The 23,798-nt window shown below is 33.1% G+C and carries 22 protein-coding genes; 18 read left to right on the top strand and 4 right to left on the bottom strand.

The genetic code is table 11. From position 1 onward, the window contains the following. The first annotated feature begins 81 nt into the window (after positions 1–81). The 4 genes from DFQ08_RS10745 (at position 82) to DFQ08_RS10730 (ending at position 3,954) form a co-directional block, all read left to right on the top strand. Positions 82–696, top strand: a complete 615-nt coding sequence (locus tag DFQ08_RS10745; RefSeq protein WP_114310024.1) for a sugar transferase — start codon at positions 82–84, stop codon at positions 694–696. After that, positions 677–1,972, top strand: coding sequence for a nucleotide sugar dehydrogenase (locus DFQ08_RS10740; RefSeq protein ID WP_114310023.1), 1,296 nt, complete (start codon positions 677–679; stop codon positions 1,970–1,972). Before DFQ08_RS10745 ends, DFQ08_RS10740 begins: the two co-directional genes overlap by 20 nt. Then, positions 1,972–2,952 (top strand): SDR family oxidoreductase, encoded by a 981-nt coding sequence (locus DFQ08_RS10735; RefSeq protein ID WP_114310022.1) that lies wholly within the window; start codon positions 1,972–1,974, stop codon positions 2,950–2,952. Before DFQ08_RS10740 ends, DFQ08_RS10735 begins: the two co-directional genes overlap by 1 nt. Before the next feature lie 75 nt (positions 2,953–3,027). Continuing rightward, a complete protein-coding gene (locus DFQ08_RS10730) occupies positions 3,028–3,954 on the top strand; it encodes an NAD-dependent epimerase/dehydratase family protein (RefSeq protein ID WP_114310021.1) in 927 nt (308 codons plus the stop codon). Between the two features lie 540 nt (positions 3,955–4,494). Here the strand turns inward: DFQ08_RS10730 and DFQ08_RS10725 are convergent. Together DFQ08_RS10725 and DFQ08_RS10720 are read right to left on the bottom strand one after the other, a co-directional pair. Continuing rightward, positions 4,495–4,857 carry an endonuclease domain-containing protein gene (locus DFQ08_RS10725; protein WP_114310020.1) on the bottom strand — a complete coding sequence of 121 codons (363 nt, stop codon included), beginning with the start codon at positions 4,855–4,857 and terminating at the stop codon, positions 4,495–4,497. Positions 4,858–5,300: 443 nt separating this feature from the next. After that, positions 5,301–6,050: a hypothetical protein gene (locus DFQ08_RS10720; protein WP_114310019.1), complete on the bottom strand. Its 750-nt coding sequence runs from the start codon at positions 6,048–6,050 to the stop codon at positions 5,301–5,303. 420 nt (positions 6,051–6,470) lie between these two features. Between DFQ08_RS10720 and DFQ08_RS10715 the strand changes: the two genes are divergently transcribed. From DFQ08_RS10715 to DFQ08_RS10670, 10 genes are all read left to right on the top strand, one after another. Beyond that, complete coding sequence (locus tag DFQ08_RS10715; protein ID WP_114310018.1) at positions 6,471–6,845, top strand: hypothetical protein; 375 nt, start codon at positions 6,471–6,473, stop codon at positions 6,843–6,845. Between the two features lie 147 nt (positions 6,846–6,992). Then, positions 6,993–7,856 (top strand): ABC transporter permease, encoded by an 864-nt coding sequence (locus DFQ08_RS10710; protein ID WP_114310017.1) that lies wholly within the window; start codon positions 6,993–6,995, stop codon positions 7,854–7,856. Positions 7,857–7,928: 72 nt separating this feature from the next. Continuing rightward, positions 7,929–9,206 (top strand): ABC transporter ATP-binding protein, encoded by a 1,278-nt coding sequence (locus tag DFQ08_RS10705; protein ID WP_114310185.1) that lies wholly within the window; start codon positions 7,929–7,931, stop codon positions 9,204–9,206. Positions 9,207–9,208: 2 nt separating this feature from the next. Next, positions 9,209–9,928, top strand: coding sequence for a sulfotransferase family protein (locus DFQ08_RS10700; RefSeq protein ID WP_114310016.1), 720 nt, complete (start codon positions 9,209–9,211; stop codon positions 9,926–9,928). A 1-nt stretch (position 9,929) separates the two neighbouring features. Next, positions 9,930–10,934, top strand: coding sequence for a glycosyltransferase (locus tag DFQ08_RS10695; protein WP_114310015.1), 1,005 nt, complete (start codon positions 9,930–9,932; stop codon positions 10,932–10,934). Beyond that, positions 10,931–11,785: a glycosyltransferase family 2 protein gene (locus DFQ08_RS10690; protein ID WP_114310014.1), complete on the top strand. Its 855-nt coding sequence runs from the start codon at positions 10,931–10,933 to the stop codon at positions 11,783–11,785. The genes DFQ08_RS10695 and DFQ08_RS10690 overlap by 4 nt, the downstream gene beginning before the upstream one ends. Positions 11,786–11,812: 27 nt before the next feature. Then, a complete protein-coding gene (locus DFQ08_RS10685) occupies positions 11,813–12,721 on the top strand; it encodes a glycosyltransferase (protein ID WP_114310013.1) in 909 nt (302 codons plus the stop codon). Further along, positions 12,706–13,818, top strand: coding sequence for a glycosyltransferase family 4 protein (locus DFQ08_RS10680; RefSeq protein ID WP_114310012.1), 1,113 nt, complete (start codon positions 12,706–12,708; stop codon positions 13,816–13,818). The genes DFQ08_RS10685 and DFQ08_RS10680 overlap by 16 nt, the downstream gene beginning before the upstream one ends. A gap of 2 nt (positions 13,819–13,820) precedes the next feature. Continuing rightward, the gene (asnB, locus tag DFQ08_RS10675; RefSeq protein WP_114310011.1) at positions 13,821–15,701 is read left to right on the top strand and encodes an asparagine synthase (glutamine-hydrolyzing); all 1,881 of its coding nucleotides are present in this window, start codon (positions 13,821–13,823) and stop codon (positions 15,699–15,701) included. Further along, positions 15,691–16,356: an acylneuraminate cytidylyltransferase family protein gene (locus tag DFQ08_RS10670; RefSeq protein ID WP_114310010.1), complete on the top strand. Its 666-nt coding sequence runs from the start codon at positions 15,691–15,693 to the stop codon at positions 16,354–16,356. The genes asnB and DFQ08_RS10670 overlap by 11 nt, the downstream gene beginning before the upstream one ends. A 42-nt stretch (positions 16,357–16,398) precedes the next feature. Here DFQ08_RS10670 and DFQ08_RS10665 read toward each other — a convergent pair whose 3' ends face one another. Then, positions 16,399–17,433 (bottom strand): alginate O-acetyltransferase AlgX-related protein, encoded by a 1,035-nt coding sequence (locus DFQ08_RS10665; protein ID WP_114310009.1) that lies wholly within the window; start codon positions 17,431–17,433, stop codon positions 16,399–16,401. A gap of 3 nt (positions 17,434–17,436) precedes the next feature. Next, the gene (locus tag DFQ08_RS10660) at positions 17,437–18,885 is read right to left on the bottom strand and encodes an MBOAT family O-acyltransferase (RefSeq protein ID WP_114310008.1); all 1,449 of its coding nucleotides are present in this window, start codon (positions 18,883–18,885) and stop codon (positions 17,437–17,439) included. Positions 18,886–19,014: 129 nt separating this feature from the next. On the opposite strand from DFQ08_RS10660, the gene DFQ08_RS10655 reads away from it, so the two are divergent. The 4 genes from DFQ08_RS10655 (at position 19,015) to DFQ08_RS10640 (ending at position 23,795) form a co-directional block, all read left to right on the top strand. After that, complete coding sequence (locus tag DFQ08_RS10655; RefSeq protein ID WP_114310007.1) at positions 19,015–20,055, top strand: N-acetylneuraminate synthase family protein; 1,041 nt, start codon at positions 19,015–19,017, stop codon at positions 20,053–20,055. 191 nt (positions 20,056–20,246) lie between these two features. Continuing rightward, on the top strand, positions 20,247–21,368 hold the full coding sequence (gene neuC / locus DFQ08_RS10650; protein ID WP_114310006.1) for a UDP-N-acetylglucosamine 2-epimerase: 1,122 nt from the start codon (positions 20,247–20,249) through the stop codon (positions 21,366–21,368). Then, positions 21,365–22,765: a hypothetical protein gene (locus DFQ08_RS10645; RefSeq protein WP_114310005.1), complete on the top strand. Its 1,401-nt coding sequence runs from the start codon at positions 21,365–21,367 to the stop codon at positions 22,763–22,765. Before neuC ends, DFQ08_RS10645 begins: the two co-directional genes overlap by 4 nt. Beyond that, the gene (locus tag DFQ08_RS10640) at positions 22,752–23,795 is read left to right on the top strand and encodes an exostosin domain-containing protein (protein ID WP_114310004.1); all 1,044 of its coding nucleotides are present in this window, start codon (positions 22,752–22,754) and stop codon (positions 23,793–23,795) included. Before DFQ08_RS10645 ends, DFQ08_RS10640 begins: the two co-directional genes overlap by 14 nt. Positions 23,796–23,798 lie beyond the last annotated feature (3 nt).

Raw genomic sequence — 23,798 nt, 5'->3', positions numbered from 1 at the left:
AAAACGTTTGTGTTTGGTGTTGCAAGCTTTGGCAAGGTTTAAGTCTTAGTGCCGCCGTGTTGTTTTTAACTAAGAACTCTAATGACCACAAAACAACTGTATAGGAAACGTATTTTTGATGTTCTGCTCGTTATGTTGGGACTCCCCATTTTAGCGTTACCCTTGGTCATGCTTATCATCCTAGCAACTTTAGATACGCAGCAATGGGGAATCTTTACACAACTTAGAATTGGGCAAAAGGGAAAATCTTTTAAGATTTATAAACTTAGAACGGTAAGGGAAAAGCAAAATAAATCAGGAGCTACAGTTGAAACCATTTCTAGAATAGGCCATGTTTTACGACGCTCTAAACTCAATGAAATTCCGCAGTTATACAACGTGCTCAAAGGCGATATGAGTTTGGTGGGACCACGGCCAGATCTGCCGGGGTTTGCAGATCTCTTAAAAGGAGAAGATAGAATTATTCTTAGAGTGAAACCAGGGCTTACCGGTTTAGCCTCTTTAAAATACAGGCATGAAGAAAACATTTTAGCCCGTCAACCTAACCCTGAGGAGTACAACAGAACGATTATTTGGGTAGATAAAGTGAAAATTAATAGAAAATACGTTCAAAATTATACTTTTTACTTAGATTTGAGTATACTTCTTAAATCGATTTTAAATCAACCATACACAGATGATAAACGCCGCGGATAAAATAGCAATTATAGGATTAGGATATGTAGGTTTACCACTCGCAGTGGAATTTGCCAAGCAATTTTTAGTTGTGGGTTTCGATATTAACAAACAACGTGTTACAGAGTTAAATACCGGCGTTGATAAAACTTTAGAGGTTGAAAATTCAGATTTAAAATCAGTTTTAACTCAAGATTTAAACGCTAATACGGGCTTGTTTATTACGGACAATATAGAAGCGCTATCAGTGGCTAAGTACTATATCGTAACGGTGCCAACACCCACTGATGCTTTAAATAAGCCGGTGTTTACGCCTTTAATTAAAGCAAGTGAGACTGTGGGGCAGGTTTTAAGCCCTAACGATATTGTTATCTATGAGTCTACCGTTTATCCTGGGGCAACGGAAGATATTTGTGTGCCTATTTTAGCGGAAGTATCTGGGTTAACGTATAACAAAGATTTCTTTGCAGGGTATAGTCCCGAGCGCATCAACCCAGGAGATAAAGAACATACCGTAACTAAAATTTTAAAAGTCACATCGGGTTCTACTCCAGAGATTGCAGAAAAAGTCAATGCGCTTTATTTAAAGGTCATTACAGCAGGGACGCATTTAGCACCTTCCATTAAAGTAGCCGAGGCCGCTAAAGTGATTGAGAATTCGCAACGCGATATTAACATCGCCTTTGTAAACGAACTCTCTAAAATTTTTAGATTGTTAGACATTGATACCAAAGCCGTTTTAGAAGCTGCAGGGACCAAATGGAACTTCTTAAATTTCTCTCCTGGTTTAGTCGGCGGCCATTGTATAGGTGTAGATCCATATTATTTAGCACAAAAAGCCATTGAATCGGGCTATAATCCTGAAATCATTTTAGCTGGCCGTAAGATGAATGATAGTATGGGAAGCTACGTCGCTACGGAGACCGTAAAGATGATGATAAAAAAAGGGGCCACTATAAAAGACTCCAAGGTTTTGGTGTTGGGGATTACCTTTAAAGAAAATTGCCCAGACATTAGAAACTCTCGGGTTATTGATATTATAAGAGAATTAATAACTTACGATATAAATGTTGAGGTGTACGATCCTTGGGCATCCAAAGAAGAAGTACAGCAAGAATATCACTTAGACTTAATTAAAGATATTGAGGCCTTAAGTACAGATTACGAAGCAATAATTTTAGCCGTCTCTCACAATGAATTTCTCAATATAGATCTTTCAAAATTGAAATCAGAAACCGGTGTTGTTTTTGATGTAAAAGCTTTACTACCAAAAACTGCCATAGACGCTAGATTATAATGTATAACCATCCACATCATACCAAAGACCTTTCAGAATTCAGTTTTCTCATTACCGGAGGTGCAGGATTTATAGGGTCTAACCTTGTAGAGTATTTGTTAAAGTATAAGGCAAAAAAAGTTCGTGTACTCGATAATTTTTCTAATGGTCATCGCAAAAATTTAAGTGAGTTTATAGATCATCAAGCCTTTGACTTAATTGAAGGTGATATACGAGACTTGGAGACCTGTAAAAAAGCAATGAATGGTATAGACTATGTGTCGCATCAAGCGGCTTTAGGTTCGGTACCCCGTTCCATTAACGATCCTGCCACGACTAATGATGTGAATGTGTCTGGTTTTTTAAATATGTTAATAGCGTTAAAAGAAAGTAATACTGTTAAACGGATGGTATATGCAGCATCTAGCTCTACCTATGGGGATAGCAAAGTATTACCTAAAGTTGAAGATACGATTGGGAAACCTTTATCACCCTATGCCGTTACTAAATATGTAAATGAATTATACGCAGATGTTTTTGGTACAACCTATAATACAGATGTCATTGGTTTACGTTATTTTAATGTCTTCGGTCCAAAACAAAGCCCGGATGGGGCTTATGCGGCCGTAGTCCCTTTATTTATGCAAGCCCTAAAAGAGCAACGGTCAGCAACCATTAATGGCGATGGTGAGCAAACGCGAGACTTTACCTTTATAGATAATGTGGTACAAGCCAATATTAAAAGTTTCTTTGCGTCTCAAGAAGCTAAAAACGAAGTTTTTAATGTGGCCTGTGGCGAACGGATTAGTATTAACTATTTATGGGAGTCCCTCCGTATTGCCGCTAATTCAGAGTTAAAAGCAATTCATGGTCCAACACGTCAAGGGGATGTCAAAGATTCCTTAGCAGATATCTCCAAAGCGCAACGACTCTTAGCCTACCAACCGAGATATACGGTACGAGAAGGCTTAAAAATAACATGGGATAATTTTACTTCATAAACGCTTTAATAAGATAGATTTTCAATGCGTTCAATGTATATTCATTTACAAACAATTCTTAAATTTTAATAATACATGACAAATATTTTAGTCACTGGTGGTGCAGGGCAGTTAGGAAGTGCTATGGCTTCTAAGTTAGCACAAAAACCAAATGTTACAGTGGTTGTAATTGATAACTTATCCACAGGAGATAAATCAAAACTTCCTAAAAGTGATAATATTATCTTTATTAAAGCAGATGTCAATAATTATTATGATATCATCTCGATTTTTACAACATATAAATTTAAGTATGTATTTCATTTAGCGGCTGTGGTAGGAGTAGAGCGTACGTTGCAAAATCCTATCGTGGTTCTTGAAGATATAGAAGGTTTAAAAAATGTACTGTCCTTATCTAAAAACTGTGGTGTAGAGCGTATTTTTTATTCCAGTTCATCAGAGGTTTACGGAGAACCTTTTGAAATTCCACAAAATGAACAGACAACGCCGTTAAACTCTAGGTTGCCTTATGCTATTGTTAAAAATGTGGGTGAAGCCTTTTTTAAAGCCTACCAACAAGAATACGATTTGGATTATACCATATTTAGATTTTTTAATACTTACGGACCACAACAAAGTAATGATTTTGTGATGCCGCGATTTATTAAATTAGCCTTAGCAAATAAGCCTATTCCTATTTACGGAAAAGGTGAGCAGACACGCTCATTTTGTTATGTAGATGATAATATAGATACTTGTATTAAAGCTTTAGATGAAGATGCTTTCATTAATGATGTGCTTAATATAGGGAATGAAGATGAGGTGAGTATCTTGTACCTAGCTCAGAAAATCATTGAATTAACCAAATCAAAGTCAGAAATTCAGTTTTTACCATCATTAAAGGAAGGAGATATGACACGTCGCTGTCCGGATATTACAAAAATGAAAGCATTATTAGGTCGCGATTTAGTCTCTCTGGAAGAAGGAATTTTAAAAATGATAGCGTATTATAAAGCGATATAGTTTACACTTTTTGTGGTTTATATGTTTTACTAAATTGTTCTTATATGACTAAAAAAACAATTAATTACATTTTAACTTCAATTACTATTTAAGTCCTCAAAGCGCTCCTCCCTTTCAGAAAGGGAGGTGTCTAAGTCGCCGCAGAAGACTTAGGCGGAGGGTTTAGTTTAATAAGAACTAATCAAACTCATTTACACACAAATTACAATTCACCTCCTCAAAACGCTCCTCTCTTTCAGAAAGGGAGGTGGCTAAGTCGCCGCAGAAGACTTAGACGGAGGGTTCAGTTCTAAAAAGACCAACCAACGTCATTTACACACAAATTACAATTTACCTCCTCAAAGTGCTCCTCCCTTTCAGAAAGGGAGGTGTCTAAGTCGCCGCAGAAGGCTTAGACGGAGGGTTCAGTTCTAAAAAGACCAACCAACGTCATTTACACACAAATTACAATTTACCTCCTCAAAACGCTCCTCCCTTTCAGAAAGGGAGGTGTCTAAGTCGCCGCAGAAGACTTAGACGGAGGGTTTGGTTATATAAGTGTCATTTAAAATTACTTTGTATTTCTTCTAAAACAGAAGGAAGAAAGTCAAAAACCATTCTATTTTCAAAACGGATCACTCTATATCCTAAGTTCTCTAAATACTGTGTTCTTTTTTCATCATATTCCTGTACGTTAGGATTATTATGAACATCTCCATCTAATTCAATGATTAGTTTTTCAGATGCACAGTAGAAATCTACAATATAATTATTGATGCTGTGCTGTCTCTGAAAACGTCTTTTTTGTAATTGCCTAGATTTTAAATGTTTCCATAAAAAAGCTTCAGAAGGTGTTAAGTTCTTTCTTAAAGCCCTTCTGTAGTCTTGTAATTCTTTTTTACTATGAATTTTTTTGTTTGGCATGTATTAAAAATAAGAAATTAATCTAAGTTTTGTTTATTGAGCGAATATCTTTAAAACGCTCCTCCCTTTCAGAAAGGGAGGTGTCTAAGTCGCCGCAGAAGACTTAGACGGAGGGTTCAGTTCTAAAAAGACCAATCAACGTCATTTTTACTCCAATGACTATTTAAATCCTCAAAGCGCTCCTCCCTTTCAGAAAGGGAGGTGTCTAAGTCGCCGCAGAAGACTTAGACGGAGGGTTCAGTTCTAAAAAGACCAACCAACGTCATTTTCACTCCAATTACTATTTAAGTCCTCAAAGTGCTCCTCCCTTTCAGAAAGGGAGGTGTCTAAGTCGCCGCAGAAGACTTAGACGGAGGGTTTAAAATTAAAACATAATACAAAAAGCGATAAACAAAAAAAAAAGCTGCCTTTTCAGACAGCTTTTTACACTTTGACACTAAAGATTACAATACCTCTATTAATTGCAAGGCATTAAAAGCCCCATTATTTAAAGCGTATTGCACACTATTGACCTCTTGAAAAAAAGCAACTTTTAAAAAGTATAACTGATTTCCACTACCTGAAGGTACAGCCACAGGGGCTAAGTTTACAGAGCTTGCAGTCATATTAATAGGTAAATTAACAACAGGGCTAGTCTGTAATTCTTTTGCTCCCGTACTAAAGTCTAAATTTAGAAATCCGGCATAAAAACTAACATGGGTGGCTCCGCCAGGAATTTCTAAATCACGTTCAGGTACAAAGTCCACAAGGGTCACTTCTCCAATAACCGGATCTAGAGTAAAATCTGTTCGTAAAACACTGGTTAGTTTAGCATTGCGGTTAAAGTCAAAGCCCTTAAGAGCCGTTCTACCTTCAGTAGTCGCAAGACCTACAGAAACTTGGCGTTGTCCACGTAACGAGATCAGGTCAGTGTTCTTAACCTGGCTCATTACCTGTGTCAGTCTAGAAGTAACCGTGTTGTCTTTGGCATCAGACATTAAGCCAACAATAGCGTGCCGTAGCTGCTTTCCGCTTGTGGCACAATGTCCAAATTCAGAACCATTTTCTCGGGTTCGTGCAAATGCAGGATCGTTTTTAATACGATTAGCACTGACGCCACCTTTAGTTCTTACTAAATACCCTTCTTTGCCCTTGTAAAAGGTAAGATCGCCCAGGGTGCCTTCGATCTTGATTATGCTTTTTAATTTTGCCATTATACATGGTATTTAAAGGTTAAAAAAAATAAACTTGGGTATTACAGCGTTTTCAACATTCTACCTCATTAGCGCTTCATAGGGGTATAAGTTTCTGGCACTGTGAATACGGTGGTAAATTTAGAGCGATTAAAGCGCTGTATATTTTCAAATTGCCGAATCTCAAAATTTTAAACAAGTATTGCGCTTTATGACAATTATTGCCGTTAAAACTAAAAATAGAAAAATGCCTTGTAGGTGTGGAAATTTGAAAATTAACCGTTTATCAGAGGGGTAGGGAGTTGAAATGTGTTTTTTAGTAAGTAGAATATTATAAATTGAATTTTTTGTGGTCGTTTGTCGAAAAATGTAGATGAGGTAAAAGCTTTTATGTAAATTACAGATAATTAAGGATTTATATAATTTTAAAGACCTCAGATTATGAAGAAAAAATTATTTTTAGACTCTACGGATGTGCATCAAATAACGGGTTTAAGTATGCGTTCTGCACAAAATATGATGCAATATATTCGTACGGAAAGAAACTTAGGAAATCAACGTGTTATAGGGATTTTTGATTTTGCTATTGTATTTAACCTGCCGGTAACAGTAGTCTTCGATTATGTCAATACAGACATCTATAAAAAAGGGCCAATGGATGACGAGGCAATAAGGCGTACGTATCAAAAAAAATCATTAGAAGATGGATATTCAAACTATTTATATCATAAAGATTTTGATATCTTTATGACGCCTTCAGATTTAAAGACGCGTATAAGTAGAAATAAAGAACAATCGGATGACATCGCTTCTTAGATATGATATCATCTAAAACAGAGCGGTTTTAATTTAAGGATAATCATAGTAGCTTTAATAAATTGTAAATAACGCTACAATTTAGATGTCTATTTTTTAGTATTACGTTGTAATGACTATATTTACCCCATCAAAAATAGACTAAAATTGAGCAAGCTAAACGAGGAATCTTGGCTCTATACTATTTCTTCAAAAAAGAAACTGATAGACTTTAATTTCAAAGAAATATGGCACTATAGAGATTTATTAGTGCTTTTCGTAAAAAGAGATGTAGTAACGCTTTATAAGCAAACAATTTTAGGTCCGCTTTGGTATTTAATACAGCCCTTATTTACAGCTTTAACGTTTACTTTAATATTTAATAAGGTGGCCAATATTGAAACCGGAACAGTGCCACCATTTTTATTCAATTTAGCCGGGATTTCAATTTGGAATTATTTTAGCACCTGCCTCACAACGACGAGTGATACCTTCAAAAGTAACGAAGCCATTTTTGGAAAGGTTTATTTCCCGCGGATCATTGTCCCTTTATCCATCATCATATCCAATTTATTGAAATTCGGAATTCAATTACTTATCTTCATTGCGTTTTATATCTATTATTATACAAATGGAGCTGCCATTGCAGTAGAGAGTAGTCTAGTCTTTTTTCCATTTATAGTGTTATTAATGGGATTTTTAGGTTTAGGAATAGGAATGATTATTTCCAGCTTGGTAACGAAGTATAGAGACCTGAAATTTTTGGTGAGTTTCGGTGTGCAGTTATTAATGTATGTATCCGCTGTAATGTATCCGTTAGCACTGATGCGCGATAAATTGCCCAATATAGCTTGGGTCGTAGAGTATAATCCATTGGCTTATATTATTGAGACCGCAAGATTCATGCTATTAGGTACAGGAACCATAAATGGTTTTGGAATTGCTTATACAGTTATAATTACGTTCCTAATTTTGTTTTTTGGGATTATTATTTTCAATAGAACAGAAAAAACCTTTATCGATACAGTTTAATTTTGAATAGTAAATAGTGAGAAGTGAGAAGTGAGAAGAAAGCGATACACCAATCACAAACAAAAAACAACAATGAGTGTCATCTTAAAAGCCGAAAACATAAGTAAACAATACCGACTAGGATTAGTGGGGACGGGGACTATAAGTCACGACCTCAATCGTTGGTGGGCACGTATACGTGGTAAAGAAGACCCATACTTAAAAGTAGGAGCCGTAAATGACCGAAGTACAAAAGCGGATAGTGCTTATGTTTGGGCATTACGCGATATTAATTTTGAAGTTAAAAAGGGTGAAGTGCTTGGTATTATTGGGAAAAATGGGGCAGGGAAATCTACCTTATTAAAACTCCTCTCTCGAGTAACCATACCAACTACAGGCGAAATTAAAACCCGAGGTAGAATAGCATCTTTATTGGAAGTAGGGACAGGGTTTCATCCAGAATTAACGGGACGTGAAAATATGTACCTTAATGGGGCGATTTTAGGGATGACCAAAGCCGAAATAAAAGCCAAAGAAACCGAGATTATTGAGTTTTCGGGTTGTCAACGCTATGTAGATACCCCTGTAAAACGTTATTCTTCTGGGATGCGCGTCCGTTTAGCTTTTGCGGTAGCCGCTTTTTTAGAGCCTGATATTTTAGTCATTGATGAGGTATTGGCTGTGGGTGACGCTGAGTTTCAGAAAAAGGCTATTGGGAAAATGCAGGATATCTCAAAAGGAGAGGGGCGAACGGTGTTGTTTGTGAGTCATAACATGGCAGCAGTAAAAAATTTATGTACACGTGCAATTGTTTTAGAGAATGGGACCTCTGTTTTTGAAGGGGCTACGGATGAGGCTGTGGATTTCTATTTAAGTCAAAATAAAATACAAGAAAGCATACCTCTCACAGAGCGTAAAGATAGATCCGGAAATGGTGATTTCTTATTTAAAGACATTTCAATAGTAAATGAAAAGAATGAAAATCAATTAAATTTATTATCAGGAGAGAGTTATAAAATTCAGATTTGTTCCGAAACAAGAGTAAAACAAGCAAACTTAAAAGTACGAGTTCAATTTATCGATAATAAGGGGAGTATTAGGTTTTTATGCAATAACTATTTTGTGGATGCCACAGCATTTAATTTGGAAGCAACAAAGAATAATGTAATAGAATATTTTATTCCTAAATTCCCGTTGCCTAAAGGGAATTACACAATTCAATTATCGTGTTTTAGTTCTGATGGACTACAAGACGATATTGAGAATGCTTTAAGTTTTAATGTCGTAGGTGGTGATTTTTTCAAAAGTGGGAAAGAGCAAATATCTAAAGAGGGAGTTTTGGTCGATTACACATTTAAACGTATAAATTAGAAATGCTAAAGCTATTTAAAAAGCAAAAAGAAGAAGTATCATTTATTTTTGGCTGTCCTAGAGGGGGGACCACCTGGCTATGGTCGCTATTAGAGTCTCACCAAGATATTGTGCCATTTACAAATGGTATCGAAAAAGACGCAGAAGGATATTATGCGACTAGTGAGTCAGGGATTTATATAAAACAACCTAAAAAAGCTAAAAAAACTATTGTTTCATTTTGCAAAAATAATAAGGGCAAAATTATTATAGAAAAAACGCCCTTACATACGCTTAAGTATAATTTAATTAAAAAAGATTTTCCTAATAGTAAGGATATTGTTATACTTAGAAATCCAGTGGCAATTGTTAACTCAATGTACACATCAAATATGGTGGCTTTTGAAAATTATGATATCGATAAGTCTATAGAAGAGGTTAAAAAATATTTTTCGGTATTGTCTGGTGTAATTAATGCAAAGACAGCTCACGTTATAAGTTACGAAAACTTGTTAAAAGACACTAAAACTGAATTTACCAAAGTGTTAAACTACTTAAATGTTTCAGCTGAAAATATAGATGCCATAATTTCAGATAATAAAAATAAAACGAAAGTAAGTGTCTCTGGGGCATACAGAAAAGGACAAAGCGATTCTTTTAAAAATGACTTGTCTAAAGAGGAAATATTATTAATAACAGAAGGGTTAAAAGTGGAAATAGCTTTATTTAATCAGCACCTTTAATATGCTTAAAGGAATTAAAAAGATATTAGTAGCTAATGCTAGATTAAATAGATTAGGGGGATCCGAAACATTTACCTATACGCTTATTGAAGAACTCAAGAGTAGAGAAGATATTTATGTAGAGTATTTTACATTTGAAAAAGGATTTGTCTCAGATAAGATAGAAAATGAACTTAAAGTTAAATACAAATCATTAAAAAGATATGATTTAATCCTAGCAAATCATAACACATGTGTTACTGAATTATTTTATTTAGGTTATGTTATACAAACATGCCATGGTATTTTTCCAATATTAGAGCAACCATCATATTTAGCGGATACCCATGTTGCTATATCTCAAGAAGTCCAAAATCATCTTATTAGTTTAGGTTTCTCTAATAAAATCATCTATAATGGTATCAATCTAAGTAGGTTTAAAGAATTTAAGCCAATTAATTTAAAATTGAAAACTGTATTAAGTTTATGTCATTCACAAGAAGCAAATGCTTCCATAAAGAGTGTTTGTGATGATTTAAATTTAAGTTATTTAGAAGCGTATAAGTATCAAGATTCAGTATGGGATATTGAGAGAGTAATAAATGAGGCTGATATGGTTGTTGGGCTTGGTAGAAGTGCATATGAAGCCATGGCTTGCGCTAGACCAGTAGTTGTTTATGACAGTAGACATTATTTTGAGTCTTGTGGAGATGGATACATAAAAAACAAGTTAGGATTAAGTCTATTGAATAATTGTTCTGGAAGGTATTTTAAAATAAAATATAACCATTCTAGTTTGAAAGATGAATTTTTAAAATATAATGCTTCAGACGGAATTTATTTACGAGATGTGGCTTCTAGAGAATTTAATATTAGTAAGAGTGTTGATCAATATTTAGAATATTGGCAAGTCTCTAAAAAGTCCGAAAAGATAAACAGAAAGCGTCAGTTCAAAAAGGCAATAAGAACTATCATTGGAAAAAAAATGACATTATTAGTCTTTAAAAAAATGAATAACAAAAAATGAATCCTTTAGTTTCGATATGTATACCAACCTATAATGGTGAAGCTTTTCTTAAAGAGGCTTTAAATAGTATAAAACTACAAACATATAATAATATTGAGGTTGTGGTCAGCGATGATGCATCTCATGATAATACTTTAAATATATTAGAGAGATTTAAATCGGAAGTAGATTTTTCTGTAAATATATATCATCATTTACCTAAAGGCATTGGGGCTAATTGGAATAATTGTATAGAACATTCAAATGGAGAATACATAAAATTTTTATTTCAGGACGATGTTTTAGAGACGTCTTGTATTAAAGAGCAAGTAGATTTTTTGAGAGTCAATAAATTAAAGGCAGTTTGTTCTAAACGTTTAATAATTAATGAATTTTCAGAACCTGTTGATTCTGGAGGGTGGTATTCATTTAATTATGATTTGCAAAAAAATATAGATTTTAATGATTACTTTTTCTTTAAAAAAAAGCACCTTAAGTACTCTTCATCTATTATGCACAATTTATTCGGAGAACCAGATACTTTTTTATACGATAAATCAATATTTAATGAATTAGGTGTTTTTAATGAGAATTATAAACAAATTTTAGATTTGGAATTCAGTTATAGATTATTAGAGAAATACACAATAGGAATCCAAAATAAAAGACTTTTAAAATTTCGTTTGCATTCCAATCAAGCTACAGCTATAAATAATGGAAAAACACTACCTGAAAGGAAGGAATTTATATGTTATGTGGGAGCCAAATATTTCTTTTATTTATCTAAATCAGCAAAGAAAATGTATTTTTTAGAGAAAATTCCTGTCTTACAAAAATGGGGTAAATTAAAAGTTTGGATGGGGTTTAAGTGATTTAAATTAAACATTTTAATAAAGAATATGTTAGCAATAGTTATCCCTTTTTATAAGGCTATTTTTTTTAGAGAAACTCTTAATTCATTAGTAGGTCAAACCAATAAAAAATTTAAGGTTTATATTGGTAATGATGCAAGCCCAGACTCTATCGATGATTTGGTTAAGGAGTATTCTGATGCTTTGGAAATATCTTATACTTATTTTGAAAATAATTTAGGACATAAATCTTTAGTTTCTCATTGGAAAAGATGTTTGGAATTAATTAAAGAAGAGACATGGTTTATGATTCTCTGCGATGATGATGTTATTAGCTCTAATTATATTGATTCTTTTTATAAAAATCTTAAAAAAATAAAGCAATCTAATTCTAAGGTTGTAAGATACTCAAGTATTTTGATTTCAGATACTGGTGAGAAAATATCTGAACCATACAATCATCCTATAATTGAAAATGCACTCGATTCGTATGTTAGGAAGACTAAAGGTTTAACAAGGAGTTCTTTGAGTGAGTATGTGTTTAAGAACGACATTGATGATGTGAATAAAGTATTCATAGATTTTCCTAATGCGTATTATTCAGACGACTTAAGTATATTGTTAGCCAGTAATTTTGGTGATATTTACAGCATCAATGAAGCCTTTTTTTATTTTAGAAGGGGAAATTATAATTTATCTGGAGTTAATTCAGATGTTGTAAAAGGAAAGAAAGCGGAGTTTCTTTTTTATAAATATTTATTTAAGAATTATTCTAATTTAATAACTAGAAAACAAAAGCAAATTTTCCTTTTTAGATTGAATAGACAATTTATTTTTAATAGATCATATAAAGTATATCGCTTTGTTTTAAAAGAACAAATTAAGATATTAGATTTAAAAGGAATCTGTTACCTTCCAATCTTGGTTTTAAAAAAGACGGTATGCCGAAAACAATAAAAATTTTATTATCAGAACATGGGTTACCCGATACTAAGAATGGCTCTTGGACACAAAGATTAAAATACTTTCTTGAGAGTGATTATAACATTTTTGATTATGTAGTTTGTGGACCAACCACTTCTCAGCAAAAACTTAAGAAAGTAAAGACTATATACTGTAAGGTTGTTAATAACCGATTTTTATTAAAATTATTTCCAAATATAAAGTTTAAAAACTTTATGAATCCTTTAAAAGAAATAATAGGTAATAACGATAATGTTATTATCTGTGTAATGGATAATATTAGGTTAAACAATGAGTTGTCTTTATTTTTAGAACAAAACAATTTAAAATCAAAAGTTACAATTGTGTTTTATAATTGTGGCTTCTCTTATTATTTAGAAGATCGTGAACATATAAAGTTTTGTAAGAATATTGATAAGATGATTTTTTTAACTCAATCGGCCTATGAATATAACAAAGCAAAGTATTCAGAATTTATACCAGAGGTTTCTGTGCTGCATAATCCTGTAGATAAAAAACAATTTAAATTAATATCTAAAGAGACAAAAACTAGTCTTTTACAAGGCTATGATCTTCAAGGAAAAACAGTATTTCTCTGGTTGTCTCATAATAGACCTAAAAAAGGATTAAAGGTTATTTTAAAGGCTTGGTCTATATGGGCAAAAGATAGAACAGATGTTGAATTGCTGATTGTAGGTGTGGCTTCCGAAAACACATTAGAAAATGTAAAATTTTTAGGAAAAATAGCCAGTAATGAAGTTCATACGTTCTATAAATTAGCACACATTTATCTTTTTCCGACATTATGGAAAGAAGGTTTTGGTTTAAGTTTAGCTCAAGCAATTAGTTCTGGATGTTACTGTCTAGCAGCTGCAAATGGCGGAGTTAAAGATTTTATGTTTAAATCCGATGGGAAATTCATAGAACATCCTAACTTTATTAAAGATTGGATTTCTGGAATGGAAGAAGCGTATCAAAACGTAAAGGGGGGATGGAAAAATGAAACAGCTGGTTCACAAATTTTATCTTTAGAGCAATGGTCTGAGAAGTTTGCAGATAGTATAGTTAATAGTGAAAAAGAAATTAAGTAAGAATGTGTGGAATTAGTGGAATAATCAATTGGGCTGGTATAACAGAAAAAGAAGGTAATAAAACGGTTACTTCTTTAAAGGCGATGAACTATAGAGGTCCTGATTATTCAAATAGTGTTAAATCCAAATATGCAGTCTTAGGTCACAATAGATTAGCAATTCTAGATCTAAATAAGCGTTCAAATCAACCTATGTCTTCTGCTGATGAAAGATATACAATTGTTTTTAATGGAGAAATATACAACCATAAAGAGATTAATAAAGAATTAAAAAATAAAGGTGTTGAATTTAATACAACTTCAGATACCGAGGTTTTATTAAAAGGTTTTATTGTTTTTGGAAAGTCAATTCTTCAAAAAATCAGAGGAATGTTTGCTTTCGTGATCTGGGATAATGTAAAAAATGTATGTTTTGCTGCTCGTGATCGATTTGGCGAAAAACCTTTTTATTATACCATTGACAAAAACAATAATTTCTCGTTTGCTTCAAACTTACAAGGTATTGTGGCTCTAATTGAAAAGCCCTTGGAGATTAATAAACAAGCGGTGTTTGAGTTGTTTACTCAGCAATATTTAACAGAATCAACGATATATAACGGGGTTAGTAAACTAAAACCAGGCCATTTCCTAGAAATTACAAGAGAAGGTTTTGAAGAAGGTATATATTGGGATTTAAATTACAAAAATAAGATCGAAACCTCATTTTCTGAAGCAAAAGATACTATTGAAACCATGCTTTTTGAGTCGGTTTCAGAGCAATTAGAGGCAGATGTGCCTGTAGGGGTTTATTTGAGTGGCGGTACAGATTCATCCATAATCACGGCTTTAGCATCACAAAAAAAGAAATATGTCACAGCACTGACTATGAGCACGCCAAACAGTGTTAATGATGAAGCAGAGGCGGCTAGTTTTGTTGCTAATCATCTTGGAGTAAAGCATAAAATAGTGCCACTAGACAATAGTTCTATAAAGTTTTTGCCTAAAATATTAAAGACCATGGAACCTTTGGCAGATGTATCTTTAATACCAAGTATGGCAATAGCAAAAGAGGCAAGTAAAGACTTTAGAGTGATGTTGTCAGGTGATGGAGCCGACGAAATATTTGGGGGTTATAAAACACCTATACTGTTTGAACAAAATAATTTTAAAGGTAATTACCTCACTAAAAAAATTATTGATAAATCCTTAGATGCAAATGGCAACATATCTAGACAGCTAAATGATAGATTAACAATGAGTAGACTCTTTAAATGGGGTGGGATAGAATCGTTTTATAAAAGTAGTAAAGCACCAGTTAAAGAAGTCTTAAATATACTTAGTTTTAATGATGTAAAGGTGTATGGTAATGTTGTTAACGAAGAGGTATTATCTAAAATTTCTACAGAAAGTGATGTTTTTATGTATAAAGGTATAAAGGATAAGCTTGTTAATGATTTTCTTTATAAAATGGATGCTTCTAGCATGCTTTTTTCTCTTGAGTCTAGAGCACCATACTTAGATTATAGAATTGCAGATTATGTGTCTAGTTTATCTTTAAATACTCTAATGCCTTCAGGGGAAGATAAAGAGCTTTTAAAAAAAATAGGATCAAAATATATTCCAGAAAGTTTCTTTAAATTACCTAAAAAAGGATTTTCAATTCCATATTACGAATATTTAAAAAATGAATGGGGTACATTGCTTATAAAATTAGTAAATGAAAATATTTCGGCAGATTTAAGGATTATAAATCCTTTAAATGTCGTTAAATTACTGAATAGTTATAGAGAAAAACCATCATTTAGAATAGGACGATTACTTTACAGTGTCTTAGTTTTTGAGATTTGGCTTCGTGAATTTCATCTAAATATAGAAATGACAGACCCAATATTTTATGAAAAATAAAATAATAGCCATTATACCAGCCCGTGGAGGGTCTAAGCGTTTACCATTTAAAAATATTTTGCCATTAGGAGGTTTACCTTTATTAGCGCATAGTATTAAATATGCCTTAGCACAACAAGATATCGATGCTGTCTACGTAAGTACAGATGATGAAAAGATAAAGAAAATTGCTTTAGACTATGGTGCTTTGGTGATTGATAGGCCTAAAGCTTTATCAGGTGATTTAGAGCCTACAATTAGTACCTTGCAGCATGTGTTACAGCAATTAAATGACGATAAAATTGAGGCCATAGTGTTATTACAACCCACTAACCCATTACGCCCCCCAACACTATTTAAAGATGTGTTTGCTCAATTTAAATCTAACAATAGTTCTAGTGTTTTTACGGTGAGTCGTAATCACGATAAATTAGGTGAAATTGTAAATCATAAATTTGTCCCCTTTAATTATGCAACAGGACAACGCAGTCAAGATTTGGAACCTCTATATTACGAGAATGGCTTGTTATATATTACCTCAGCGAATGCCATACGTGAGGGGTATGTTATGACAGAAGATGCTTTTCCTTTTATTGTAAATCACGTCTTTGCTAAAGTAGATATAGATACTCAGGAGGATTTTGATTATGCGGAATTTTTATTCAGAAATAGATAAAGATGATTACTATTGTTTTAGTATTAAGGTTAATTACGTTTCTTAATTCATCAAAATAGAATTTATTTCTAAAGAAATAGCTTTAGCTCCTATAGGAGACCAATGCGTGCTATTAAAATAATAAACATTTTTATTTACATTCAATTCGTTGCGCAATATTTCTATAGAGTTAATATACAAGTAGTCTTTTGATAGGTCAGTATAATAATTAAAAAAAAGAGGAGCTTTAAATTTGTCTTTATTTTTTATATACGGATAATAAAGATCGTATTTGTCAGGGCTTATTAATAGTAATAGTTTAATGTTTTTTTCTTCAAGTAATTGGCTAATCCTATTCATTAAAACATTGCTTTTTGAAATTCTTGATGAGTCATTTTTATGGACTAAAAATTTTAAGTCATCTTCAAAGAATAAAAGGTTGTCTTTATTACCTGTAAATAGATTATTACCATTAGTTTTTACATTATAAGTTTTAGAGAATGTCGGCTTATCATAGATTAGGTATTGTAAATTTGTAATAGGTATCTTTAGAGTAGCATCTGAAAAAAAAGATGGACTTAGCTTAGAAAAGCTATTTGTTCTATTTGCTATACTATATTTTAACGTCTGTATGTCTGTGATTTTAGATAATTCAATATTTTCAGTTCGTTGTACAAATAATCGCTCTGCTGATTGTAAAATGACATATTTAAACTGATTCATATGGAAAAAATCACCATTAATAAGCTCGATTAATTTTTGTATTGGGTTTTCAGATAAAAACCTATCCATATGTAATACAGAGAAATTATTTGCAAGAAAATTGTTATAACCCTTTGCTTCTTGCTCTGAGAATGAGTCACCGATAGTTAGTACATCGAAATTATTTTTCGTATTTAAATTTAGTTCAGAAAATGTGGTATATTTCTTTTCAATATGCAAATCTTTAAACGCATCTTCTGTTGTTTCTTTTTTACTGTATAGGTAACCAATCCTTGAAAGATCACCTTCATTTGGATAGTAGTAAATTATATTTAATAAATACAATAAAAGAAACGGAGCAATAAAGAAAACGCTTTTTAAAATAAATTTTTTCATATTTTAGAATTGAAAATATATAAATTGTTGATCATTTCCTCCAAACCAAAATAGCAAAATTATAATTATTAAATACATAGTATACCTAAACATAGAATTCCAATTCAAGCCTAGTTGTTCAATAGCATATTTATGTCTTCTCCCTAACCATTCTATAATAATAAACAGTACTATTAACAATAATATTAATTTAGCTGAATCATCTTTTTCAAATACCGGATAATTCAAAAGTGATTTTGAAAAGATTCTAAAAGTATAATCCAATGCATGTTCCATGTTCTCAGCTCTAAAAAAAATCCAAGCAAAAACGGTGAGACTAAAAGTAACTAACATTGAACCAAGTTCTTTGAGGTTGGGTAAGTATTTTTCTTGTGCAACAACATCTAGGTTATTTCTGTTTTTTCCAGAAAGTAACATCGGTAAAAAATAGATAGCATTTAAAGCTCCCCAAACAATAAAAGTCCAATTGGCGCCATGCCAAAAGCCACTAACAATAAATATGATAAATACATTTCTAACTTGATTCCATTTAGAGCCTCTAGAACCACCAAGCGGAATGTATAAATAATCTCTAAACCAAGTTGATAATGAAATGTGCCACCGTCTCCAAAATTCAGCGATGTCTCTAGAGAAATAAGGAAAAGCGAAATTTTGTTTTAAATCAAATCCAAATAATCGCGATGTCCCTATGGCAATATCTGAATAACCAGAGAAGTCTCCATAAATTTGAAACGTAAAAAACAGCGCTCCAAGTACTAAAGTACTTCCAGAGTAGTCATCAGAATTATTAAAAATAATATTAGCATATTGGGCGCAATTATCTGCAATGACAATCTTTTTAAATAAGCCCCAAAGAATTTGTCGCATACCGTCAACAGCTTTTTCATATCTAAAAACTCTTTCAGTGTAAAATTGGGGTAATAAATTTGAAGCCCGTTCTATTGGTCCGGCAACTAATTGAGGAAAAAAACTCACAAATGCAGAGAAAGCCACAAAATCCTTAGTTGGCTCAAGTTTATTTCTATAAACATCTATGGTGTAGCTCAAAGTTTGAAAGGTGTAGAAACTAATCCCTACGGGTAATATGATATTTAAGGTATTGGCTTGTATTTGTGTTCCGAATAAAGAAAACGCTTCAATAAAGTTATCTAGAAAGAAATTGTAGTATTTAAAGAACCCTAAAAATCCTAGGTTAATTAATATACTCGTCCATAGTAATACTTTACGTTTGGTTTGGTGTTCTTGTTTAGATAAGGCAACTCCAATAGAATAATCTACAATAGTACTAAACAAAATTAATGATAAAAAACGCCAATCCCACCAACCATAGAAAGTATAACTTGCAACTACTATTAAGGCATTTTGGAGTTTTAAAGACTTATTAAAAATAAACCAATAAAGAAGAAATACAATAGGTAGAAATAATGCAAAGTCTAATGAGTTAAATAGCATTTAAATAGCGTTATAATAATATAGGCAGCGAATATATCATAAGAATTATAAAGAAGGAGAATTAACATTGTATTTTTATTATGCTTTTTTCAAAATCTTCGTTAAGTTTACCCCTCTTAAAATAAAATCATGAACCCATATATAGAAATTGCAGGTCGTAAAATAGGCCAGGACTATCCGCCATTAGTCATTGCTGAAATTGGCATTAACCACGAAGGGTCTTTAGAAGTGGCTAAAGCCATGGTAGATGCTGCAGCACGAGCAGGGGTAGAAATGGTCAAGCATCAAACGCATATCGTAGAAGACGAAATGAGTGGAGCGGCTAAACAGGTCATCCCAGGAAATGCTGAGATCTCTATATACGATATTATGGCGCGCTGTGCTTTAAATGAAGCCGATGAATTGGCTTTAAAGCAGTACGTAGAAAGTAAGGGTATAATTTTTATTTCCACCCCGTTTTCAAGAGCGGCTGCCCAGCGTTTACATCATTTTGATATACCCGCTTATAAAATTGGATCTGGAGAATGTAACAATTACCCCCTCTTAGAGCATATAGCCAAATTTGGGAAACCTGTTATTCTCAGTACGGGTATGAATACAATTGAGAGTGTAAAAAAAGCGGTGGCTATTTTTGATAAATACGAGGTGCCTGTTGCTTTATTGCATACCACCAACTTATACCCAACGCCTAGCCATTTGGTGCGTTTTGGTGCCATGCAAGAATTACATGAGGCATTTCCTCATAAAGTCTTTGGTCTAAGTGATCATACCCTTAATAATAATGCGTGCTTAGGAGCAGTTGCCCTGGGTGGGAGTATTTTAGAACGCCATTTTACCGATCATATGCAACGTACAGGGCCAGATATTGTGTGTAGTATGGACGAACAAGCCTGTAAAGCGCTTATTGTAAACAGTGCAGAAATGGCATTGATGCGAGGAGGGACTAAAGCCCCTGCAAAAGAAGAGCAAGTGACTATAGACTTTGCATTTGCAACGGTTTGTACAATTGCACCCATCAAAAAAGGAGAGGTATTTACAAAAGCTAATATTTGGGTAAAACGACCTGGAACAGGTGAGATTCTAGCCGAACAATTTGATGCTGTTTTAGGTAAAATAGCAACGGTAAATTTACCTCAAGATGTACAGCTTAAGCAGACAGACATCACATAGATACAGGCAAGGAGTAGCTTTAATATCGGTTAAGCCTGCACAAGACGCGGAGGAGGCCATTAGCCTTATGGCTAATTATTAGGTAAAACAGCATATAATCTTTTAACCTCTCAAATAAAAGCCTTAAAATTGTTTCCGATTCTAAAAGGTGAAACGACCTCTTGTAATCCCTAAATTTATAAAATGTAACCATGAAAAAAATTGTATTCCTAACAGGTACAAGAGCAGATTTTGGGAAGTTAAAATCATTGTTGGCCATACTTCAAGATGCGGAAGGGTTTGAACCTCACATCTTTGTTACCGGAATGCATTTACAAGAATTGTATGGCTACACGCTAATAGAAGTACAACGAAGTGGTTTTAAAAATATCCATACGTTTAAAAATCATACGGATGAAGCCACAATGGATCTAACCTTAGCCAATACCATTTCAGGGTTTTCAGAGTATGTTAAAACGATAGACCCCGATTTAATTGTAGTGCACGGAGATCGGGTAGAAGCTTTAGCAGGGGCTATAGTGGGGAGTTTAAATAATATCCTTGTAGCGCATATTGAAGGCGGTGAGGTCTCTGGGACTATAGATGAGTTGTTACGCCATGCCACCAGCAAAATGAGTCATGTACACTTTGTATCTAACAATCAAGCTAAAACGCGTTTAATACAAATGGGAGAATTGAAAGAGGCGATTTACACCATTGGGTCTCCAGATGTAGATATTATGTTCTCTAATACCTTACCCGATTTAAATACAGTTAAAACCTATTATAATATTGATTTTGAAACCTACAGTATTGTAATGTTTCATCCCGTGACCACTGAAGCGAATGACATGGAGGCTTACATAAAGGCTTTTGTAAATGCCTTAATAGCAAGTAACAGACGCTACGTGGTTATCTATCCCAATAACGATTTAGGGAGTCAGGTTATATTAAAGGCTTATAAGCGTATTGAAAACCATGCCAATTTTAAAATCTTTCCATCCTTACGTTTTGAATACTTTTTAACCTTGCTAAAGCATGCGCAATGCATTATAGGAAATAGTAGTGCAGGAGTAAGAGAAGCACCTTATTATGGGGTGCCGGTGATTAACATTGGTACCCGACAGCAAAATCGAGTCACCCATTCAGAAATTATAAACGTTGACTATTCTGAAGTGGCTATTCTAGAAGCCCTAAAGCAAGTTTCTAATGCCAAAATAGCGCCACGAGCACCCCAATTTGGAGGTGGCAATAGTGGTACCTTATTCTTAGAAAGTTTACAGAAAGATACATTTTGGAATTTGAACCACCAAAAGCAATTTCGAGATATATGAAGACGATAAAAAAAGTTCTATTTCTAGTGCCAGATGGTGTTGGAATAAAAAATTATCTTTATTCCAATCTTATTGCGGAATTGAAGTCTAATGATATACAAATTGTAATTTGGTCTCCTTTACCTAAAGCGGTATTTTTAGATGTAGAGCGTTTACATGGTATTAAAATTAAATATAAAAAGATAACCTTAATCGCAGAGCCGTCTTTAACGCGTTTATACCGAGAAGCGACCACCTATGCACGATTAAAACATAATGCAAAACTTAAGGATAATGTATCTATACTAACCAATTGGCCACAAGTAAAGGGGCTCAGCAAACGTGCTTGTATGCAGAGGATGGCTAAAGTATTAGGAGGATATTTAGCTAAAGACTATAAACGTATTTTAAACTATGAAGCTCAAAGTAAACAACATTGGGGGAAGGCAGTTATAGCCAAATATAAAGCCGATTTAGAAGCCTTACAATCGCAAACTGTATTTATCACTCACCAGCGTGTTGCTAGTTTAATGCCTATTTGTTTAGCTGCAAAACAATTAAATATAAAGGTGACTAGTGCTATTTTTTCTTGGGATAATCTTCCTAAAGCACGCCTATGTGTTACGGCGGACCAGTATTTGGTATGGGGAGATTGGATGCAACAAGAAATGGCGGATTATTATCCCGAAATTCCTTCAGAGCAAATTAAATTAGTAGGGACACCTCAATTTGAATTTTATTTAGAGGATAAGCAAGTTATAACAAGAAAAGCGTTTGCTAAACAACATAATTTAGATGAAAATAAAGCTTGGATTTGCTTTAGTGGGGATGATGAAAAAACATCTCCTTATGATCCTCAATATCTTTATGATCTGGCAGCGTCTTTAAAAGGAAGATCTAATATCCAAATTATTTTTAGACGTTGCCCAGTTGATTTTTCTGAGCGCTATAACCAAGTGTTAGAGCAATTTCAGAGTCACATTGTAGCCATAGATCCCATTTGGAATAAGATTAGTGGAAATTGGGGTGGCTATTACCCTGATTATAAGGATATTAGTTTGCAGTTAAATTTAGCCATGCATTGTGAATTGGTTTATAATTTAGGATCTACGATGGCTTTTGATTTTTCAATTTTTAATAAGCCTTGTATCTATATAAATTATGATGTAGCGCATAATAAAGATTGGTCTGTAACTACAGTATATCAATATCAACATTTTAGGTCCATGAAATATTTGGAAGGTGTTGTTTGGTTGAATTCAAAACAAGAAATAATTAAAACGATAGATCAAGTATTAACTAAGCCTACTGATATGGCTAAGGATAAAGAGCAGTGGAGGAAAAAGGTTGTTTTACATCCGCTAAATGAAAGTTCTAGATACATAGCTCAAAACTTAGTAGAAAATGTCAGCAATTAAATTATATACAGATACAGCGTTGTTAAAGGAAAATGTGCCCAGTGTACATTGGTTTCCTTTAATAGATAGCTTATTAACAGAGAAAGGTTTAATTAGTAATTCAGATTTCGAATTTGTAGTAAACGCTGAAGATTGTGACATGTTTTTGTTGCCTCTAACGGTCGATTATATGATGGGTTTAGGTCGAAAAAAAGAAATAGAGGCATTTATAGATAAAGCTAAAAGTATTTGTAAAAAAGTTTTAGTCTTTACTACTGGAGACATAGGGATAACTTTAAAATATGCTAATGTTTTAATATTAAGGTTAGGCGGTTTTAAAAGCAAAACAGAAAAGGAGACTTTTATTATGCCACCGTTTATAGAAGACCCTTATGCGAAACTAAAACATAATTTTTTAACTATAGAAAAAAAAGAGAACCCAGTAATTGGATTTGTAGGTCATGCTAATGGTGGATTTATTAAATTAATGAAGGAGGCTTTAAGCTTTATAAAACTTAATATTTTTCGTTTTTTAGGAAAAAAGCATATTGATTTTCAACCCTTTTATCCGTCTAGTTTATTAAGATTTAGATATTTAAATCTTTTAGAAAAAGAGACTACGATTAAAACTAATTTTGTTTATCGCAATAGTTATAGGGCAGGTGTTAAAACGAATAAAGACTTAGAAGCGACAACTATAGAGTTTAATGAAAATATGAATAAAAATCCCTATACATTTTGTATGCGAGGATTGGGAAATTTTTCAGTTAGATTTTATGAAACTTTAGCTATGGGGCGTATTCCTATACTTGTTGATACAGATTGTAAATTACCGTTTTCAGATAGTATCGATTGGAAAAAACATTGTTTTATTATTAATGAAGTCGAGATTGCAAATATAGGACCGCGTTTATTAGATTTTCATAAATCAATCACTGTGGAAGATTTTAAAAAAATACAAGTTTCGAATCGCTTATTATGGGAGACGTATTTTACTAAAGAAAATTTCTTTATACAGTTAAAGAAAGTATTATTAAAAGAATTAAAGTAAAGT

The sequence above is a fragment of the Winogradskyella arenosi genome (assembly GCF_003337305.1).
GTDB lineage: Bacteria > Bacteroidota > Bacteroidia > Flavobacteriales > Flavobacteriaceae > Winogradskyella > Winogradskyella arenosi.
This window is presented reverse-complemented; position numbering and strand designations above follow the sequence as displayed.

Excerpts from the sequence above, each read along its gene's own strand:
- DFQ08_RS10745 (WP_114310024.1), top strand. The coding sequence starts at position 82 with ATGACCACAAAACAACTGTATAGGAAACGTATTTTTGATGTTCTGCTC.
- DFQ08_RS10740 (WP_114310023.1), top strand. The coding sequence starts at position 677 with ATGATAAACGCCGCGGATAAAATAGCAATTATAGGATTAGGATATGTA.
- DFQ08_RS10735 (WP_114310022.1), top strand. The coding sequence starts at position 1,972 with ATGTATAACCATCCACATCATACCAAAGACCTTTCAGAATTCAGTTTT.
- DFQ08_RS10730 (WP_114310021.1), top strand. The coding sequence starts at position 3,028 with ATGACAAATATTTTAGTCACTGGTGGTGCAGGGCAGTTAGGAAGTGCT.
- DFQ08_RS10725 (WP_114310020.1), bottom strand. The coding sequence starts at position 4,857 with ATGCCAAACAAAAAAATTCATAGTAAAAAAGAATTACAAGACTACAGA.
- DFQ08_RS10720 (WP_114310019.1), bottom strand. The coding sequence starts at position 6,050 with ATGGCAAAATTAAAAAGCATAATCAAGATCGAAGGCACCCTGGGCGAT.
- DFQ08_RS10715 (WP_114310018.1), top strand. The coding sequence starts at position 6,471 with ATGAAGAAAAAATTATTTTTAGACTCTACGGATGTGCATCAAATAACG.
- DFQ08_RS10705 (WP_114310185.1), top strand. The coding sequence starts at position 7,929 with ATGAGTGTCATCTTAAAAGCCGAAAACATAAGTAAACAATACCGACTA.
- DFQ08_RS10700 (WP_114310016.1), top strand. The coding sequence starts at position 9,209 with ATGCTAAAGCTATTTAAAAAGCAAAAAGAAGAAGTATCATTTATTTTT.
- DFQ08_RS10695 (WP_114310015.1), top strand. The coding sequence starts at position 9,930 with ATGCTTAAAGGAATTAAAAAGATATTAGTAGCTAATGCTAGATTAAAT.
- DFQ08_RS10690 (WP_114310014.1), top strand. The coding sequence starts at position 10,931 with ATGAATCCTTTAGTTTCGATATGTATACCAACCTATAATGGTGAAGCT.
- DFQ08_RS10685 (WP_114310013.1), top strand. The coding sequence starts at position 11,813 with ATGTTAGCAATAGTTATCCCTTTTTATAAGGCTATTTTTTTTAGAGAA.
- DFQ08_RS10680 (WP_114310012.1), top strand. The coding sequence starts at position 12,706 with ATGCCGAAAACAATAAAAATTTTATTATCAGAACATGGGTTACCCGAT.
- asnB (WP_114310011.1), top strand. The coding sequence starts at position 13,821 with ATGTGTGGAATTAGTGGAATAATCAATTGGGCTGGTATAACAGAAAAA.
- DFQ08_RS10670 (WP_114310010.1), top strand. The coding sequence starts at position 15,691 with ATGAAAAATAAAATAATAGCCATTATACCAGCCCGTGGAGGGTCTAAG.
- DFQ08_RS10665 (WP_114310009.1), bottom strand. The coding sequence starts at position 17,433 with ATGAAAAAATTTATTTTAAAAAGCGTTTTCTTTATTGCTCCGTTTCTT.
- DFQ08_RS10660 (WP_114310008.1), bottom strand. The coding sequence starts at position 18,885 with ATGCTATTTAACTCATTAGACTTTGCATTATTTCTACCTATTGTATTT.
- DFQ08_RS10655 (WP_114310007.1), top strand. The coding sequence starts at position 19,015 with ATGAACCCATATATAGAAATTGCAGGTCGTAAAATAGGCCAGGACTAT.
- neuC (WP_114310006.1), top strand. The coding sequence starts at position 20,247 with ATGAAAAAAATTGTATTCCTAACAGGTACAAGAGCAGATTTTGGGAAG.
- DFQ08_RS10645 (WP_114310005.1), top strand. The coding sequence starts at position 21,365 with ATGAAGACGATAAAAAAAGTTCTATTTCTAGTGCCAGATGGTGTTGGA.
- DFQ08_RS10640 (WP_114310004.1), top strand. The coding sequence starts at position 22,752 with ATGTCAGCAATTAAATTATATACAGATACAGCGTTGTTAAAGGAAAAT.